The 15,278-nt window shown below is 60.0% G+C and carries 14 protein-coding genes; 3 read left to right on the top strand and 11 right to left on the bottom strand.

The genetic code is table 11. From position 1 onward, the window contains the following. Window positions 1–173: 173 nt before the first annotated feature. The gene (locus tag ACTG1P_RS19360; RefSeq protein ID WP_440001997.1) at window positions 174–1,889 is read right to left on the bottom strand and encodes an NAD-dependent malic enzyme; all 1,716 of its coding nucleotides are present in this window, start codon (window positions 1,887–1,889) and stop codon (window positions 174–176) included. 272 nt (window positions 1,890–2,161) lie between these two features. On the opposite strand from ACTG1P_RS19360, the gene ACTG1P_RS19355 reads away from it, so the two are divergent. Then, window positions 2,162–2,926, top strand: a complete 765-nt coding sequence (locus tag ACTG1P_RS19355; RefSeq protein WP_440001995.1) for a substrate-binding periplasmic protein — start codon at window positions 2,162–2,164, stop codon at window positions 2,924–2,926. An 87-nt stretch (window positions 2,927–3,013) separates the two neighbouring features. Here the strand turns inward: ACTG1P_RS19355 and ACTG1P_RS19350 are convergent, their stop codons facing one another. The 10 genes from ACTG1P_RS19350 to ACTG1P_RS19305 form a co-directional block, all read right to left on the bottom strand. After that, entirely contained in the window at window positions 3,014–3,424 is a 411-nt protein-coding gene (locus tag ACTG1P_RS19350) for a DNA breaking-rejoining protein (protein ID WP_440001994.1), read from the bottom strand. Between the two features lie 159 nt (window positions 3,425–3,583). After that, complete coding sequence (locus tag ACTG1P_RS19345) at window positions 3,584–4,555, bottom strand: formate dehydrogenase subunit gamma (protein ID WP_440001993.1); 972 nt, start codon at window positions 4,553–4,555, stop codon at window positions 3,584–3,586. Next, window positions 4,552–5,178 (bottom strand): formate dehydrogenase FDH3 subunit beta, encoded by a 627-nt coding sequence (fdh3B, locus tag ACTG1P_RS19340; RefSeq protein WP_005334799.1) that lies wholly within the window; start codon window positions 5,176–5,178, stop codon window positions 4,552–4,554. Before fdh3B ends, ACTG1P_RS19345 begins: the two co-directional genes overlap by 4 nt. Before the next feature lie 4 nt (window positions 5,179–5,182). Continuing rightward, a complete protein-coding gene (locus ACTG1P_RS19335; protein ID WP_440001992.1) occupies window positions 5,183–8,059 on the bottom strand; it encodes a formate dehydrogenase subunit alpha in 2,877 nt (958 codons plus the stop codon). Between the two features lie 23 nt (window positions 8,060–8,082). Continuing rightward, the gene (locus ACTG1P_RS19330; protein WP_005347650.1) at window positions 8,083–8,286 is read right to left on the bottom strand and encodes a transcriptional initiation protein Tat; all 204 of its coding nucleotides are present in this window, start codon (window positions 8,284–8,286) and stop codon (window positions 8,083–8,085) included. Between the two features lie 101 nt (window positions 8,287–8,387). Then, complete coding sequence (locus ACTG1P_RS19325; protein ID WP_440001990.1) at window positions 8,388–9,005, bottom strand: TorD/DmsD family molecular chaperone; 618 nt, start codon at window positions 9,003–9,005, stop codon at window positions 8,388–8,390. A 10-nt stretch (window positions 9,006–9,015) separates the two neighbouring features. Next, window positions 9,016–10,749 (bottom strand): 4Fe-4S binding protein, encoded by a 1,734-nt coding sequence (locus ACTG1P_RS19320; protein WP_440001989.1) that lies wholly within the window; start codon window positions 10,747–10,749, stop codon window positions 9,016–9,018. A gap of 103 nt (window positions 10,750–10,852) precedes the next feature. Beyond that, window positions 10,853–11,452 (bottom strand): DUF3306 domain-containing protein, encoded by a 600-nt coding sequence (locus ACTG1P_RS19315; RefSeq protein ID WP_440001988.1) that lies wholly within the window; start codon window positions 11,450–11,452, stop codon window positions 10,853–10,855. Then, entirely contained in the window at window positions 11,445–11,999 is a 555-nt protein-coding gene (locus tag ACTG1P_RS19310) for a DUF3305 domain-containing protein (protein WP_440001987.1), read from the bottom strand. Before ACTG1P_RS19310 ends, ACTG1P_RS19315 begins: the two co-directional genes overlap by 8 nt. Window positions 12,000–12,389: 390 nt before the next feature. After that, window positions 12,390–13,298 (bottom strand): hypothetical protein, encoded by a 909-nt coding sequence (locus ACTG1P_RS19305; protein ID WP_440001986.1) that lies wholly within the window; start codon window positions 13,296–13,298, stop codon window positions 12,390–12,392. 233 nt (window positions 13,299–13,531) lie between these two features. On the opposite strand from ACTG1P_RS19305, the gene ACTG1P_RS19300 reads away from it, so the two are divergent. Together ACTG1P_RS19300 and ACTG1P_RS19295 are read left to right on the top strand one after the other, a co-directional pair. Then, a complete protein-coding gene (locus ACTG1P_RS19300; protein ID WP_440001984.1) occupies window positions 13,532–14,389 on the top strand; it encodes a formate dehydrogenase accessory sulfurtransferase FdhD in 858 nt (285 codons plus the stop codon). 15 nt (window positions 14,390–14,404) lie between these two features. Continuing rightward, window positions 14,405–15,271 carry a substrate-binding domain-containing protein gene (locus tag ACTG1P_RS19295; RefSeq protein ID WP_440002322.1) on the top strand — a complete coding sequence of 289 codons (867 nt, stop codon included), beginning with the start codon at window positions 14,405–14,407 and terminating at the stop codon, window positions 15,269–15,271. The last annotated feature ends 7 nt before the right edge of the window (window positions 15,272–15,278 follow it).

The raw sequence follows: 15,278 nt of genomic DNA, 5'->3' as shown, positions 1-15,278 counted from the left end.
GTGATGTTTTGTACGCTAAATGAAGAAAACGGCGGGGACTTGAACCCGATGCTGACACGCTCACTATCTGGCTACCCGCTCTGGCTACCAAAACCGTAACACTGCAGTAAAAAAGGGGGATGGCCATGCCATCCCCCTCTGCGATCAATATGTTAGTTAAACCCGTGCGTAACCTATACCCGGCGATAAGGCAGGTAAACCGGCTCCCACATGTGGTTGAGGATATGCTGCTGCAGATCCTGACCGATCAGCGGGTGGGAAGGATCCCGGCGCACGATATCTTTGAGCACAGCAGTCGCCACATGCACCGAGATGCTGCGCAGCTCGCGAATGCGGGGATAGACGGCCCCTTTCGCCAGGTCCACCTCACTCACGCACTCAGCCAGCGCAAAGGCGGCAGTGGTGAAGACATCGGGTGTGATCTCGCGTATCTGGCTGACGATGGCCGCCAGACCTACACCGGGGAAGATAAAGACGTTATTGCCCTGCCCGACCCGGAACTCCTGCCCCTCGTAGCTCACATCCTTGAACGGACTGCCGGTTGCAACGATGGCTTTGCCCTTGCTCCAGTGGTAGATATCTTCCGGCAGCGCTTCACAGTTGGCGGTGGGGTTGGAGAGCGGGAACACCATGGGGCGCTCGCAATGCTGCAGCATCAGCTGGATGTGCTCTTCCTGGAAGGCCCCGCCCGAGCCACTGGTACCCAGCAACACAGTAATGGGCACATGACGCAGCACATCGGCCAGATTGGCCTTGCCGGGCACCTCGGTATCCCAGCCCGCCAGCAGCAGACCCGGCTTGGCATAGCGACGCTTGTACTCGTCGAGCCCGTCCCGGTTGTCGCACACCAGCCCCTGGGTATCCAGAATGTAGATGCGATCGCGGGCCGCCTGAGGATCCATCCCCTCACGGATCATCCCCGCGCAGATCTGATCCGCGACGCCAACCCCACCGGCGCCAGCGCCGTAGACCAGATAGTTCTGCTGACCCAGGGTCTCCCCCTTGACCTTGACCGCGCCGATGATACCGGCCAGCACCACGGCCCCCGTGCCTTGAATATCATCGTTGAATGACGGCAGTGACTGCTGATAGCGGGCCAGATTATTGAAGGCATTGGATTTGCTGAAGTCTTCCCACTGCAGCACGGCATTGGGGAAGTGGCGTTTGACCCCTTGCACGAATTTGTCGATGAACTCTTCGTACTCCTTGCCGCGAATACGCTTGTGGGGACGGCCCAGATACATGGGGTCATCGAGCAGTTTCTGGTTATCGGTGCCCACATCCAGCGCGATGGGCATACAGCAGGCGGGGTGAATACCGGCACCCAGGGTATAGAGCGCCAGCTTGCCGATGGGGATCCCCATGCCGCCAACGCCCTGATCGCCGATCCCCAGAATGCCCTGGCTGTCGGTGACAACTATGATGCGGATCGATTTGGCATCGAAGTGGCGGGCCTGACTGCCCATGTCATCCACGTTGTCCGGGGTGATGTAGAGGCCGCGCGGCTTCTGGAAGCGGTGGCTGAACTCCTGGCACGCCTTGCCCACAGTCGGGGTATAGATGTAGGGAGTCATCTCCTCCACATGGCGTGACAACAGGGCATAAAACAGGGTTTCGTTGCGATCCTGCAGGGCACGCAGGTTCTGGTACTTCTCGATATCGCTGCAAGCGCTCTTGAATCCCTCATACACTCGCTCGAGCTGGGCTTCAAAAGTTTGCACCTGAGGCGGCAGCAAACCATCGAGATCAAAATCGGCCCGCTCCTGTTCGGTGAAGGCCGTGCCCTTGTTGAGGTATCGATTGTTAAGCAGATCAGTGCCGGTCAGTGCAACGGGGCGAAAATCCTGTCCCTGTGCATCTTTCCACAGCAGATATTGTCCGGTAGCCATAGTCATTCTCTTTGATTTACGTGAAATTGCCGTTCGGCAGGAGAGCAAGACTCATAATGAAATCAATCATATGACGTTTATTCGATCGGTTTTGTGAGCTTGGGCATACCCTGCGGCCAAAATAGGCGCCCGGCGGCCCCGGCGAGACAAATATCCACGGCAAGGAATGAGACTCATGTTAGCATTGTGGGCAACCCAGCCCCTTACAGCATCACAGCCGGGAGTGACCTGATGCCCTCGCCTCTGCCAGCCTGCGCCCCCTTCTTTCTGCCATGCGCCTGATCCCGCTGCTTGCTCTGTGGTTGTTTCTGGCCTGCCAGTCGGCTCTCGCCGCACCGGGCCGGGTGCTCAACATCATCGTGGGTGAATGGCCCCCTTTCGTCTCCGAGCAGTCAAAACAGCACGGTCCCGTGGCCCACCTCATCAGCGATCTGTTCAAGGAAGCGGGCTATGAGGTGAAGTTCCACTTCGCCCCCTGGGGTCGGGTCTATTCGCTGGCGGCCAACAGCCAGCTCTACGATGCCACCGCCGTCTGGATGCACAAAACGGAGCGGGAGCAGGATTTTCTGTTCAGCGAAGCGGTGCTGCAGGAGCAGTTTGTCTTCTTCTCCCTCAAATCACGGCAGCTGCGGGCCGAGCGCCTTGAGCAGATCATCGGCATGCGGTTGGGGGGCGATATCGCCTACAGCTACGGGCCCGAGCTGGACAAGATGGTGACCGATGGCAAGGTGAGCCAGCAGCGGGTTACCGACGTGAAGCAGAATTTCGGCAAGCTGCTGCGCGGGCGCATCGACCTCTATCCGCAAGAGCTGCGAGTCGGTTTGGCCGAGTTGCAGAGCCAGTTCGACCCCGCCAGCGCGGCACTCTTCACCCACAGTCAGACCCCTTTTCTGCGCAACGACAGCTTCGTGATGTTCCCGCGCAAGATGCCGGATTCAGCCAAACTGCGAGATCAGTTCAATCAGCAGTTGCAGCAGACCATCGCCAGCGGACGTTATCAGCGCTACTTCGAGCGACTGGCCCGGGGGGGCTATTAACCTTGGCGAGGCAAAAACAGAGGGGATAAAACAACGGTGGCGGCCCTTTGTGGCCGCCACCTCTGTGATGCTTGTCAGCGGCTGGCATTAGCCGCTGATGCCCACCTCCAGCTTGAACGGCGTCTTGGCCTTGCTGCTCTCTGCAGCCCCCATCTGGTAGACCCGAATGGTATAAGTGCCCTTGGCAGGCAGGGTCGCCTCAAAGTTGTTCCCTTCGGTGGCGCCGATAAAGATCGCCTCCCCCTTGCTGCCCGGCGGCAGAATATTGAAGTAGGGCTTGCCGGTCAGGATCACCACCATGCTCTGGCCCTTGTTGGCCGTCAGCTTGTAGTCGAGGGTCTGGCTACCTTGAATGGTGCCGTTGATGGTTGCCCCTGACTCCCCCTTCTTGAACTGCACCTGCTGGGTCTTGATCCCGTCAGCCGCCTGCGCCACGCCCGCAATACCACCGAAGAGCGCAGATGCGCATACCGCTGCCAGCCATGCTTTTCTCATCATTTGTCATCCCTTGTGTGAATGGAACCCCTGTTACTGTTGCTCAAGGTGGCCCAAAAAACCATCGCCGTTCGCGGCATCGCTCAATCAATTTGCCATCACGATAGACCCGCCATCAAAAGGGGCGCCGTAGCGCCCCTTCTCTTTACTCTTTGTCGACCATCAGCTTGATTTGCCCGCCTTGGGCTCATCGAGAGTGTGCTTCACCTCTTCATACCAGAGGTCGTGGTGCTCCTTGGCCCAGGTCTCGTCCACCTCGCCGGTCACCATCCCCTCCAGCGCCCCTTCCAGCTGGAACAGGCCCATGTAGATATGGAAGATAAAACCGCAGATAAGGATCAAGGCGCCTACGATATGGATAAAGCTGGCCCACTCCATCTGGCGGCGCAGCTGGCCGAAGATGGGGAAATCAAGGAACAGCCCGGTCGCCACGACTATGCCGCCAAACCAGATCAGCAGCCAGAAGATCGCCTTCTCGCCACCGTTGGAGAAGCCAGCCGAGGGGTGACTTCCCTTGTGCTTGCCGAGCATGCCACCAAACTTCATGAACCACTGCACATCCACCATGTTGACGATGTTGTGGCGGAACCACTTGATGAGCACCCCCATCAGGCAGAGGAAGAAGAGCGGCCCCACGTAGTTGTGGAACACCTTGGCAAACCAGATCCAGTTCTCCCACACCCCGAGGCTCACCACCGGCTTGATGAAGTACTTGCCGTAGATGATGGCCAGCCCCGACCCGGACAGGGTCAGGAACATGGCCGCAGTGGTCCAGTGCAGCGCCCGATCCAGCCTGCTCCAGCGCTTGAGCTTGCGCCCGGTGCGCGGTTTGGAGAGCTTGGTCTGCCCCACCACCAGGTACATCAGGCCGCACATGGCCAAGGAGCCGAAGATGGCGATGGCGCCGAGCGGCGACACCCACTTGGTCTTCACCTCGAACCAGAGCTGGCCCGGCACCGAGATAAGCACTCCGTGCTCCGGCGAGCGGGAGGTGGTCACCCCCTCCTGCCCATCCTTCACCACCCGCCAGTAATCGGCGCCGGCAAAGCCGACCGCCTCTTTCTCGGCGTCAGCGAAACTTGCGGTACTCACCAGCAGCAGGGCAGCAAACAGGGCCATTAGCCAGGTTTTCATGCCGCCCCTCCCTGCTTGTTCAGCTTGCTGGCGTCGTGGAACAGCTCATCGCCATTACCCCAGGCCGCATCCTTGGCACCACGATAGGCAACCCGCTCGCGGAAGATATCGGAGATCACCTGAGCATCCCCCGCCAGCAGCGCCTTGGTGGAGCAGAGCTCGGCACACATCGGCAGCTTGCCCTCGGCGATGCGGTTGGCACCGTACTTCTGGCGCTCCGCCTCGCTGTGATCCTCTTCCGGGCCACCGGCGCAGAATGTGCACTTGTCCATCTTGCCCCGATCGCCAAAGGCGGCGGTCTTCGGGAACTGGGGGGCCCCGAACGGGCAGGCAAACAGGCAGTAGCCGCAACCGATGCAGAGATCCTTGTTGTGCAGCACGATGCCGTCGTCGGTGTGATAGAAGCAGTCGGCCGGGCAGACCGCCATGCAGGGGGCGTCGGTGCAGTGCATGCAGGCGACCGAGATGGAGGTCTCTCCCGGCAGGCCGTCGTTGAGGGTCACCACCCGGCGGCGCTGGATGCCCCACTCGAGGGCATCGTCGTTCTCGTTCTTGCACGCCGTCACACAGCCGTTGCACTCGATGCAACGCTTGGTGTCACACATGAATTTCATTCTGGCCATGGGATCAGGCTCCTACTTTGCGAAAACGGCACAGGGTGACCTTGGTCTCCTGCATCTGGGTGACCGGGTCATAGCCATAGGTGGTGACTATGTTGACCGACTCCCCCAGCACATAAGGGTCTGACCCTTCCGGATATTTGGATCGCAGATCCTTGCCCTCGAAGTGGCCACCGAAGTGGAACGGCATAAAGGCAAGCCCCGGTTTGACCCGCGGGGTCACCAGCGCCTTCACCTTGACCCTGCCCCCTTCCGGCCCCTCGACCCAAACATCCTGACCGTCACGCACGCCGACATCGTTGGCATCCGCCGGGTTCATCTCGACGAACATCTCCTGCTGCAGTTCGGCCAGCCAGGGGTTGGAGCGGGTCTCGTCGCCGCCCCCCTCGTACTCCACCAGACGGCCGGAGGTGAGGATGATGGGGAACTCCTTGCTGACATCTTTCTCTTGCACCGAGGCGTACTGGGTCGGCAGGCGCCACAGGCTCTTGGCATCGGGCCAGGTGGCGTAGTCGGCCAGCAGATCCCGGCGCGGGGTGTAGAGCGGCTCGCGGTGCTTGGGCACCTGATCCGGGAAGGTCCACACCACGCAGCGCGCCTTGGCGTTGCCATACGGCACAAAGCCGTGCTTGATGGCGACCCGCTGGATACCGCCGGAGAGGTCGGTCTTCCAGTTCTTGCCCTCGGCCTCTTTCTTCTCGGCTTCGGTCAGCTCATCCCACCAGCCGAGCTGCTTCATCAGATCGGCAGTGATCTCTGGATAGCCGTCTTCCACTTCACTTCCCTTCGGCCAGGAGTCTTCGGCGAGCAGCGAGACGCCCTGATACTCGATGCCGAAACGGGCGCGGAAACCGCCGCCCCCTTCCGAGACCGGAATACTGGTGTCGTAGAGGATGTGGCTGCCGGGGTGTTTCATCTCAGGGGTGCCCCAGCAGGGCCAGGGCAGACCGTACACTTCGCCACTGACCGGGCCGCCCTCGGCCTTGAGGTTGGTCTTGTGGAAGGTGTGCCAGTTCTGCTGGTGCGCCTTGAGCCGCTCCGGGCTCTGACCGGTGTAGCCCACGCTCCACATGCCGCGGTTATATTCGCGGGTGATGTCTTCCAAGAGCGGCTGGTTGTTCTCCACCTTGATGTGCTTGAACAGCTGCTCGGCAAAACCGAGCTTCTTGCTCAGCAGATACATGATCTCGTGGTCGACCTTGGATTCGAACAGGGGTTCTATCACCTTGTCGCGCCACTGCATGGAGCGGTTGGTGGCAGTGACGGAACCATAGGTCTCGAACTGGGTGGTGGCCGGCAGCAGGTAGACGCCGTCGGTGCGGTCGTTCATCACCGAGGCGACGGTGGGGTAAGGGTCGACAATCACCATCATGTCGAGCTTTTGCATCGCCTTCTTCATTTCCGGGCCGCGGGTCTGGGAATTGACCGCATGGCCCCAGTAGAACATGGCGCGGATATTGGAGCCCTGCTCGATGAGATCGGCGTTCTCCAGCACCCCGTCCACCCAGCGGGAGACCGGAATGCCATTGTTGTTCATCGGCAGCTTGCCGTTGTAGGCCTTGTTGTCAAAGCGCGCCTTGATCCACTCGTAATCGACATCCCACACCCGGGCCCAGTGCTTCCAGGAGCCCTCTTCCAGCCCGTAGTAACCGGGCAGGGAGTCGGAGGTGACGCCAAAGTCGGTGGCACCCTGCACGTTGTCGTGGCCACGGAAGATGTTGGTGCCCGCCCCGCTCTTGCCCACGTTGCCGAGGGCCAGTTCGAGGATGCAGTAGGCGCGGGTGTTGTTGTTGCCGGTGGTGTGCTGGGTGCCGCCCATGCACCAGACCACGCAGCCGGGGCGGTTGTCGGCCAGCAACTTGGCTGCGCCATAGACCTGCTGTTCGTTAAGACCGGTCACCCGCTCCACTTCGGCCGGAGTCCAGCGCGCCACCTCTTTTTGCACCTCGTCCATGCCGTAGACGCGGGTGCGGATGAACTCTTTGTCTTCCCAGCCGTTCTTGAAGATGTGCCAGAGCATGCCCCAGATAAAAGCGACGTCGGTGCCCGGACGCAGGGAGAGGTACATGTCCGCCTTGGCGGCAGTGCGGGTGCGGCGCGGGTCGACCACCAGGATCTTGCAGCCGTTGCGCTCTTTCGCCAGCAGGATGTGCTGCATGGCGACCGGGTGGGCCTCTGCCGGGTTGGAGCCGATAAACATGATCGACTTGCTGTTGTGCATGTCGTTCAGGCTGTTGGTCATGGCGCCGTAGCCCCAGGTGTTGGCGACGCCAGCGACCGTGGTGGAGTGGCAGATCCGCGCCTGATGATCCACGTTGTTGGTGCCCCACAGGGACGCCATCTTGCGAAACAGGTAGGCCTGCTCGTTGGAGTGCTTGGCAGAGCCGAGCCAGTAGACGCTGTCGGGGCCGGACTCCTTGCGCAGACGCAGCACTTCGTTGCCCACCTCTTCGATGGCCTGATCCCAGCTGATGCGCTGCCACTTGCCGCCCACCAGCTTCATCGGGTACTTGAGGCGACGCTCACCGTGGCCGTGCTCGCGCAGGGCCGCCCCCTTGGCGCAGTGACCGCCAAGGTTGAAGGGGTGATCAAAGGCCGGCTCCTGACCGGTCCAGACGCCGTTCTGCACCTCGGCATAGACGCCGCAGCCCACCGAGCAGTGGGAGCAGATGGTGCGCTTCACCTCGACCGGCACCTCGGCCGCCACGGTTTTGGCCTCGGCCCGCTGCATCATGGCTGGCGCCAGCCAACCGGCGGCCACTGCGCCACCGGCCACCAGACCGGAATTGACCATAAAGGCGCGACGGGTCAGCCCCTGACCGCGAATGGCCTCATTGCCCTGCTCGCCCGCCTGGGGCTGCTCGGCACGTTTTGTCAGTTTCATGAGTTCTCCTTCACTGATCCGGCTCAGTCGGTGCCGCGCAGGGTGCGATAAAAGTCGTGAACATGGGGGGTCTCCCGATAGCCCTGATCAGGCTTGGTATCGTGGGTCAGCGCCTCTTTGCTCACCACCCGACCGGCAGCACCGGCCAGTACGCCTATGGTGGCGACCACGCCAACTCCCTTGATCAGATTGCGGCGGGACGGGTCTTTCAGCTGTTCATCGCTCATTCTTGTGACCTCTGTTTTTGTAATGTCCGGCGCCTGCGCGCCAGCTTCGCGTCCAATGGGATATCTCGTCTGTTCGTTTTGTTGTGAGTGGATAGAGGCATTCAGCCCGTCACCACGCAGGCGCCAAACGGCAGGCGCAATTCGTTTTCCAGCTTGAAGAAATCTTCGGCAAGGGCCCCGACCGCCCGGTAGAAGCAGCCCCCTTTCGCCTGTTGCTGATCGCGGCAGCAGGCGAGTACCCAGGGGGCAAGGTGGCGCTCATAGAATCGGTTGCGATCCGGGTGTTGCTCACCAATCAGTACCGCCATCACCTCGCAGAGGGCGGCGAGATGATCTTCCGGCTCGCACACTCCGCTCTGGCGCTCGAAGCCGAGCGACTGCAGGTCAGCGCGCAGCACCGCCAGCGGCAGCTCCATCAAAGAGCCGGTGAGATACCAGGAGGCAAACGGCACGATCTCCCCGCGCCCCAGCCCGATAAAGAGATCCTGATACTCCTCGGCAAGCTCGTTTTCGTGGTGGCTGCTGGCCGCCAGCTGCACCAGCCCCAGCCCTCTGGCAAAGGGGCCCGGCATCGGCTGCAACCCTTGCAGCCAGGCGAGCTGTTCGCCTTGAGGGGCAGCGCGCCAGAGGCTTGCCAGCAGGGCGTAGAGATCGGCGCTGCTCTGTTCCAGTTCGGTCATGGTCAGTTCGCCAGCCTTTTCGTTATGTTGTTCACTCATCACTGGCCCCTCACACCTTGAGCTGGGAGACGGGATCCGCCGCCAGCGCTGCAAACACATCCTTGACCCGGCACTCCTCACACATCAGCAGCCGCTGGGCGGCCTCGTTCTGGAAGTGGGAGTGACCGGCCAGTTTTTGCTGGATGCGGCGGATCATCGAGGCGGGCGCGAACGGCTTGGAGCAGCGAATGCAGCAGGCAGCCTCTTCAGCTTTCAGGCTCTGCACGGCACGGCGCGCCTCGGGCACGGGTTGCAGACGGGGAATCAGTACGATGGCCTGCTCGGGGCAGGCCTTTTCGCACATGCCGCACTGGATACAATCCTGCTCGATAAAGTTGAGGCCGGGCGCATGACCCACCGCATGCAGGGCGCGGCTCGGACAGACCGCCACGCAGCCCATGCAGAGGGTGCAGTCAGCTTCTTTCAGCTCCACGCTGCCGTAAGGGGCGCCGTGGGGCACTGCCAGCGGCTCACGGCTCCCTTCGTTGGCCTGCCAGAGGGCATCGAAGGCGGCAAACAGGTTCTCCCGTTTGTCTCCTTTCAGCGGCTTCTCCAGCAGGGCAAGGGCTGGTTCACAGGAGATCGGCTTATATTGCTCGGCATCAACGTTAAACAGGGCGATGCGATCGGTAGCAAGACCTGCGCCCGCCAAGAGCACGGCGGCACTCGCCAGCTCCCGCTCAACCAATGCCCGCACACTGGCGGGAGCATCGTCACCCAGCGCCATGCGCACCGCGCTGGCGCCATAGGCGAGGGCGGCGAACCAGCTCTCGATGCCTAAACTCGCGCTCTCCTCCACCCAGACTGGCAGCCAGTTGGCAGGCAAGCGGGTAAGTTCGGCTTCCACCCATTCGCGCTCGTTTTCACCGGCGATCAGCAGCTGCGGCGCGTCGCCGCCCGCCTCCCGGTAGTGCTTGAGCAATCGGAACAGGTAGTCGCCGCTGGTATTGGCATCGGGCTGGTGATAGGCAATCGCCCCGGTCGGACAGGCAGAGGCACAGCTGCCGAAGCCCTGACAGAGATGGGGATCGATCTGGATGCGACCATTGATGGGCTTGAGGGCATCGGTCGGGCAGACATCGAGACAGCGGCTGCAACCGGGCACGCCGCGGGCGGTAAAGGCGCAGGCCTCGGGGTCGAGGCGAAAATAGCGCGGCTTGTCAAAGATGCCGGTCAGCGCACAGAGCTCGGCGAGCCGTTCAGCCAAGTCATTGTCATCAGCCAGATGCAGATAACCGACCGGCGGACGCTCCAGCGCAAAGAGCGGGGCGCGGCCCAGATCAGCCACCAGATCAAAGTGCGGTTCGTTCCCCACCGTCGCTTGTTGTGGAAAACAGAGCGCTGCCAGATTAACCCGATCCCCCTGCCCGTTGAGGCCGGTAAGCTGGAACTGCCCCAGATACCCTGTCAGGCTCGGCTCGCGCAGGGTCAGGGCCGCGAGGGATGCGGTGGCATCGAAAATGGCTTCGAGATCCGCCGCCTCGGCATCGTGGACCGCTTCGCTCACCAGCAGGGTGGGCTTCACCCCGGCGGGCAGCAGGCTGGCGGCGTGGCGAATACGATCTTCCGGGCCGACCAGCAGCAGGCGCCCCTGACTCTGGTAAGAGACAGTGGCCGGGATCAGGTTGTCGGTCTTGACCGTATGCTGCAGGGCATAGGCGCGCGCGCGCGCGTTATGCTCGGCCGCCCCCGCCCCGTGGGCCAGATTTGGGCTCAGATTTGGCAATGTTTGTTCAGTGCTCACATACACTCCTGCGCGCGCCACCTCATGGGATGGGCGCTTGTTGGTAAGCCGAGAGAGCAAGAGGCGAGCCAACTCCCCCGGAAAAAAAGTGACTGACAGGGAGTCAGGATCCTGAGGGTTCCATTCCCCCATCTTTGACTGGGACATTTTGTCCACCAGAGGAAACCAAAATGTCCCGATCATCGGTGTGGTTTTGAGAATGGTTATCAGCCAGCTCGTGCGGCTCTGCGGCAGGTTCGCTGACAAGCGCAACCGGTTCAGCGGATCCGCTGGCCGGGTTGGCCGATTCGCTCTCAGGGGCGATCACCTGATCCACCAGCCAGTTGCGCAGCCCGGCGGTCAGGGCCGCGGGCAGCAATTCGGGCTGGCTGAAATCCTGGGTGTAGTCGTCGAGCCCATCCGGCTTATGGCTGCGAAACATGGCCCGCAGCGCCTCCTTGTCGGGGAGTTTGGCCTTGCCCGGCTGGGCTGTTGTTAGCGGCGGTTCGCCATTCCCAGCCCCCTCAACGGCAAGAGGTTCACAGCTCCCCTTGTCAGTGCTGACTACGGGACTATCCAGCGCAGTATCTGGAGTTTCAGCTTCGCCACTGCCTTCGATGGGGGCGGCAACCGCCTCGGAAATGGCCTCTTCCCGTGGCTGCAATGCCTGATGCTTGCGCGCCTCACTCTTGCGAGACGACCAGCGTTTGAGGAACTCACTCATGGGCGCTGTTTCCGCTGTGGCTACCACGCTCGCTGCCATCTGGGCCGGTGGCTTTGACGGCGCCACAGCTGGCTTGATCTACCGTATCGACACCGAGTTGATCCTGCGCCCGTCCCTTGCCCTTCTTGCCCTTGCGACGGGCCTCCAGCAGCTCGCCGTGACGACCGATAAAGGCCTCCACCCAGGCTTGCAGCGCCTCGGGCAGCGGGTAGGAGAGCACCTGCCGCTCGCCATCCATATAGGCGGCGGCCACGGTCTGGCTCAGGGTCAGGCCATCGGCCACAAAGCCATTGTCCACGCGGCTTCCGGTGACAAACAGGCGAGGCGAGCCGGAGCTCAAATTGAAGCGATAATCCCCCCGCTCATCGCGAAACAGGGTAAGGGGCAAGGCACCGGCAGCCTTGGGCTCGGCTGGATGGAGCGCCGCAATCTCGAAACGGCGGCTCTGCCAGCGGCCAACCTGGCTGTCGATGGCCTTTAACTCCAGTTGCAGCCAGCGCTGCGGGGGCAAGGTATTGGTGGTGTCTTGCACTGTCACGGCTCCCATCAGAAGGTCTCTGCCGGGCCGCCCTCCCCCTTTAACCACCCCGTTCGGGGCGGTTCAGAGCAGGAGATTCAGGGCGGCCACGGCCATCAATGGGATAAGACTTAGCAAGAGTGGGGCCAAGGCCGGCTTGGTTGCCGATGGGAGCTTTGATACGGGGTTAGGCGTTGTGTGGGATATGGGTTGGCGCGGGCGTAGGTTGGTGCAGAGCGCAGCGAAGCCCAACATGCGGCGTAAAACCAATCAGCCTGTGTATCTGATCGAGGGAATGGCAATAATCGAATAACTCTGAATTATCCGATTATTGCCTTGATAAGGCTGTTCGCGGTAAACGTTGGGCTTCACTTCATTCAGCACCAACCTACGATTCAACCCAACATTCAAGATCTCTTATTAAATCACATATCTTTTCACTGTTCTCGCAATAGTCAACACTGAATCCTCAAAACCATTACAGATGACCTCTGCACTGTCTTTCTTTGTTCTTTTTAACCATTCATTTGTGTCTTGAGGGTAAGGATCTACAACTAATAAATCAGCATGTGACTCCTCTAATGGCAGCCAAATATGAGAATCATGTTCGATATATTTTATACCGACTAAAACTATTAGATTTGATGCCGAGATAACACCCTTATAATCTTCTTTAACTTTATTAATTAATGCCGAGTTAATTACTACTCTTTTCCCTTTTTCGTATAAAGAGAGTACGGGGCTCAGATCACTATTTCTAGGATCACCACACCAGCTAACAACTTCCTCATGTGTAGATACAGCATCGGTCTGCAAACCATCAAAGAAAGTTCCACAATCAATCATGGTAATGCCGCTAAAACTACAACCGTTTGGCATTCTGGGTAAAAAGTTTGATGAACCATGAGGCTTTAATACGTTAACCCCTTGGCCTGCACAATTATAATCCGATGGGTAACCAGTCAACCCCAAAGCCTGCTCAATTAATGTATCATAATTTAATGTAACAATATTAAGCTCACTCATATATCTACGAAGCTTATTGAAAAGTCTCGTGTATGCATTCTCTGGTGTTATTTTAAATTTAGATAAATAACATGCAATTTCTTTTTGTAGTGGATTTATTTTTCTGCTGTCATTGGCTATGTATGCCATACCTTCTTCAAAGCCACGTTCAATAAAAACATCTTTTATGTCTTGTGGTAATGAGGAAAACTCTCCATTTAAAGAAACAAGATTCTCAAAAAGAGAATTTCCTAATGGAGGATTATATGGAATAGTTCTACCAGAACCATAACTTGCACCGGCACCAAAAATGAATGTTATCAATCTACCCCCCTTAAATAAAACCACGGTATCTTTTAAAAGTGCATCATTAATATGACATGCCCATCATGCTAACAAACAAATAAACTAATGACATTTAAAATGATGCCCAACGTTCGTTCCCTGTATCAATACTGTTTGGCACTGGCATTTTCTATACGCATATCTACATGAATATGGAACAAAACTTGCTGTATCCCTCCCCTTAGATCCCGGCAACCGGTCGCGAGGGGCCCATGACACCGACCTTTATCAAAAGCAATGCAGCCGCCCAGCTCACCATGGCCGTCGAGGTGATGGATGAACAGGGCACAATGAACACCCGCCAAATCGCCTGTGAAAGGCCACTGACGGTCTACCTCAACTGGAAGGAGATCGTCACCCTGATGACGCTGGGGGCCCGCCCCGAGGCGCTGGTGCTTGGTTATCTGAAAAATCAGGGCTTTATCGAGGATATTGCAGCCATAGAGTCGGTGATTGTCGACTGGGAGAGCGAGGCCGCCGCCGTGGTAAGCAGCCAGCAGGCCGCCGATCTCGACAAATCCTTGGAGAAGAAGACGGTCACCTCCGGCTGCGGTCAGGGCACCATGTATGGCAGCGTGATGAAGAAGCTCGAAGGGGTGGTCTTGGCAGCACCCGAGCTTAAACAGAGCACCCTCTATGCCCTGCTCAAGGCGTTGTCGGCCCATAACGAAACCTACAAGATGGCGGGCGCCGTCCATGGCTGTGCCATCTGTCGCGGCAGCGAAATCCTCTCCTTTGTCGAGGACGTGGGGCGCCACAATGCGGTGGATACTCTGGCGGGCGAGCTCTGGATGCGTGGCGAGGCTGGCCACGACAAGATCTTCTACACCACCGGGCGGCTCACCTCGGAGATGGTGATCAAGGTGGCGCAGATGGGCATTCCGGTGCTGCTGTCGCGCTCCGGCGTCACCCAGATGGGGCTGGATCTGGCGCGCCAGCTCGGCATCACCATGATTGCCCGCGCCAAGGGGCGCCATTTCGAGGTCTTTAGCGGCCACGACCATCTCGTGCTGGACGAGAAGCCGCCGGTGCTGGCGCCCGGTTCAGCCGGTCGCGGGATGCGGGACTAAGCCATGAACGAGTTTATGAACGTAAAGCAGGTAGCGGAATACCTCGATCTCAACGAGAAGAAGGTCTACCAGCTCGCCAACGAGGCGCGCATCCCCGCCACCAAGGCGACCGGCAAGTGGCTGTTTCCCCGCTCCCTGCTCGACCGCTGGCTGCTCGGCAGTTGCCACGAGGGGGTGATGAACGACCGCCTGCTGCTGGCAGGCTCGGACGATGTGCTGCTGCACTACGCCAGCAGCCATCTGGCACGGCAGCTCGGCACCCAGGCACTGGTGGGCTACACCCCGTGCGGCACCCGTCAGGGGCTGGCGATGCTGGCGCGCGGCCATGTGGATCTCTGCGCCATCCACTGGGGGCAGGCCGAGGAGGCGCACCTGCGCCACCCGGCGCTGGTGCAGCAGTATCAGGGCCACCGGCAATGGGTGATCGTTCATGGATTTCGCCGGGTGCAGGGGCTGGTGCTGCGGCAAGGGCTGCAACCCAAGGAGGCCAAAGAGGCGCTCGACTGGCGGTGGGCCATGCGTCAGGAGGGGGCTGGCAGCCAGCGCGCCCTGCAGGAGTGGCTGCAAACCCAAGGGGAGTCGCTGACCCGGCTGGAGCGCACCATTGAGGTCAACAGCGAGCGGGAGCTGGCCGCCGCCATCAGCCGTGGCGATGCGGATGTCGGGCCCGGCGCCCAGAGCACCGCCACCGAGTTTGGCCTCGGCTTTATGCCCTTGTCGCAGGAATGTTTCGATCTGGTGATGCCGCAGGGGGTCTTCTTTCGCACCCTGCTGCAACAGCTGATCGGCTGGCTGCAATCCCCCGAGGGGCGCGAGCTGGCGGCCCGCCTCGGCGGCTATGACCTGACCCAGAGCGGCAAGCTGGTGTGGAGCCCGCAGTAAATAACCA

Source organism: Aeromonas sp. 11P, assembly GCF_051920165.1.
Taxonomy (GTDB): Bacteria; Pseudomonadota; Gammaproteobacteria; order Enterobacterales; family Aeromonadaceae; genus Aeromonas; species Aeromonas veronii.
This window is presented reverse-complemented; position numbering and strand designations above follow the sequence as displayed.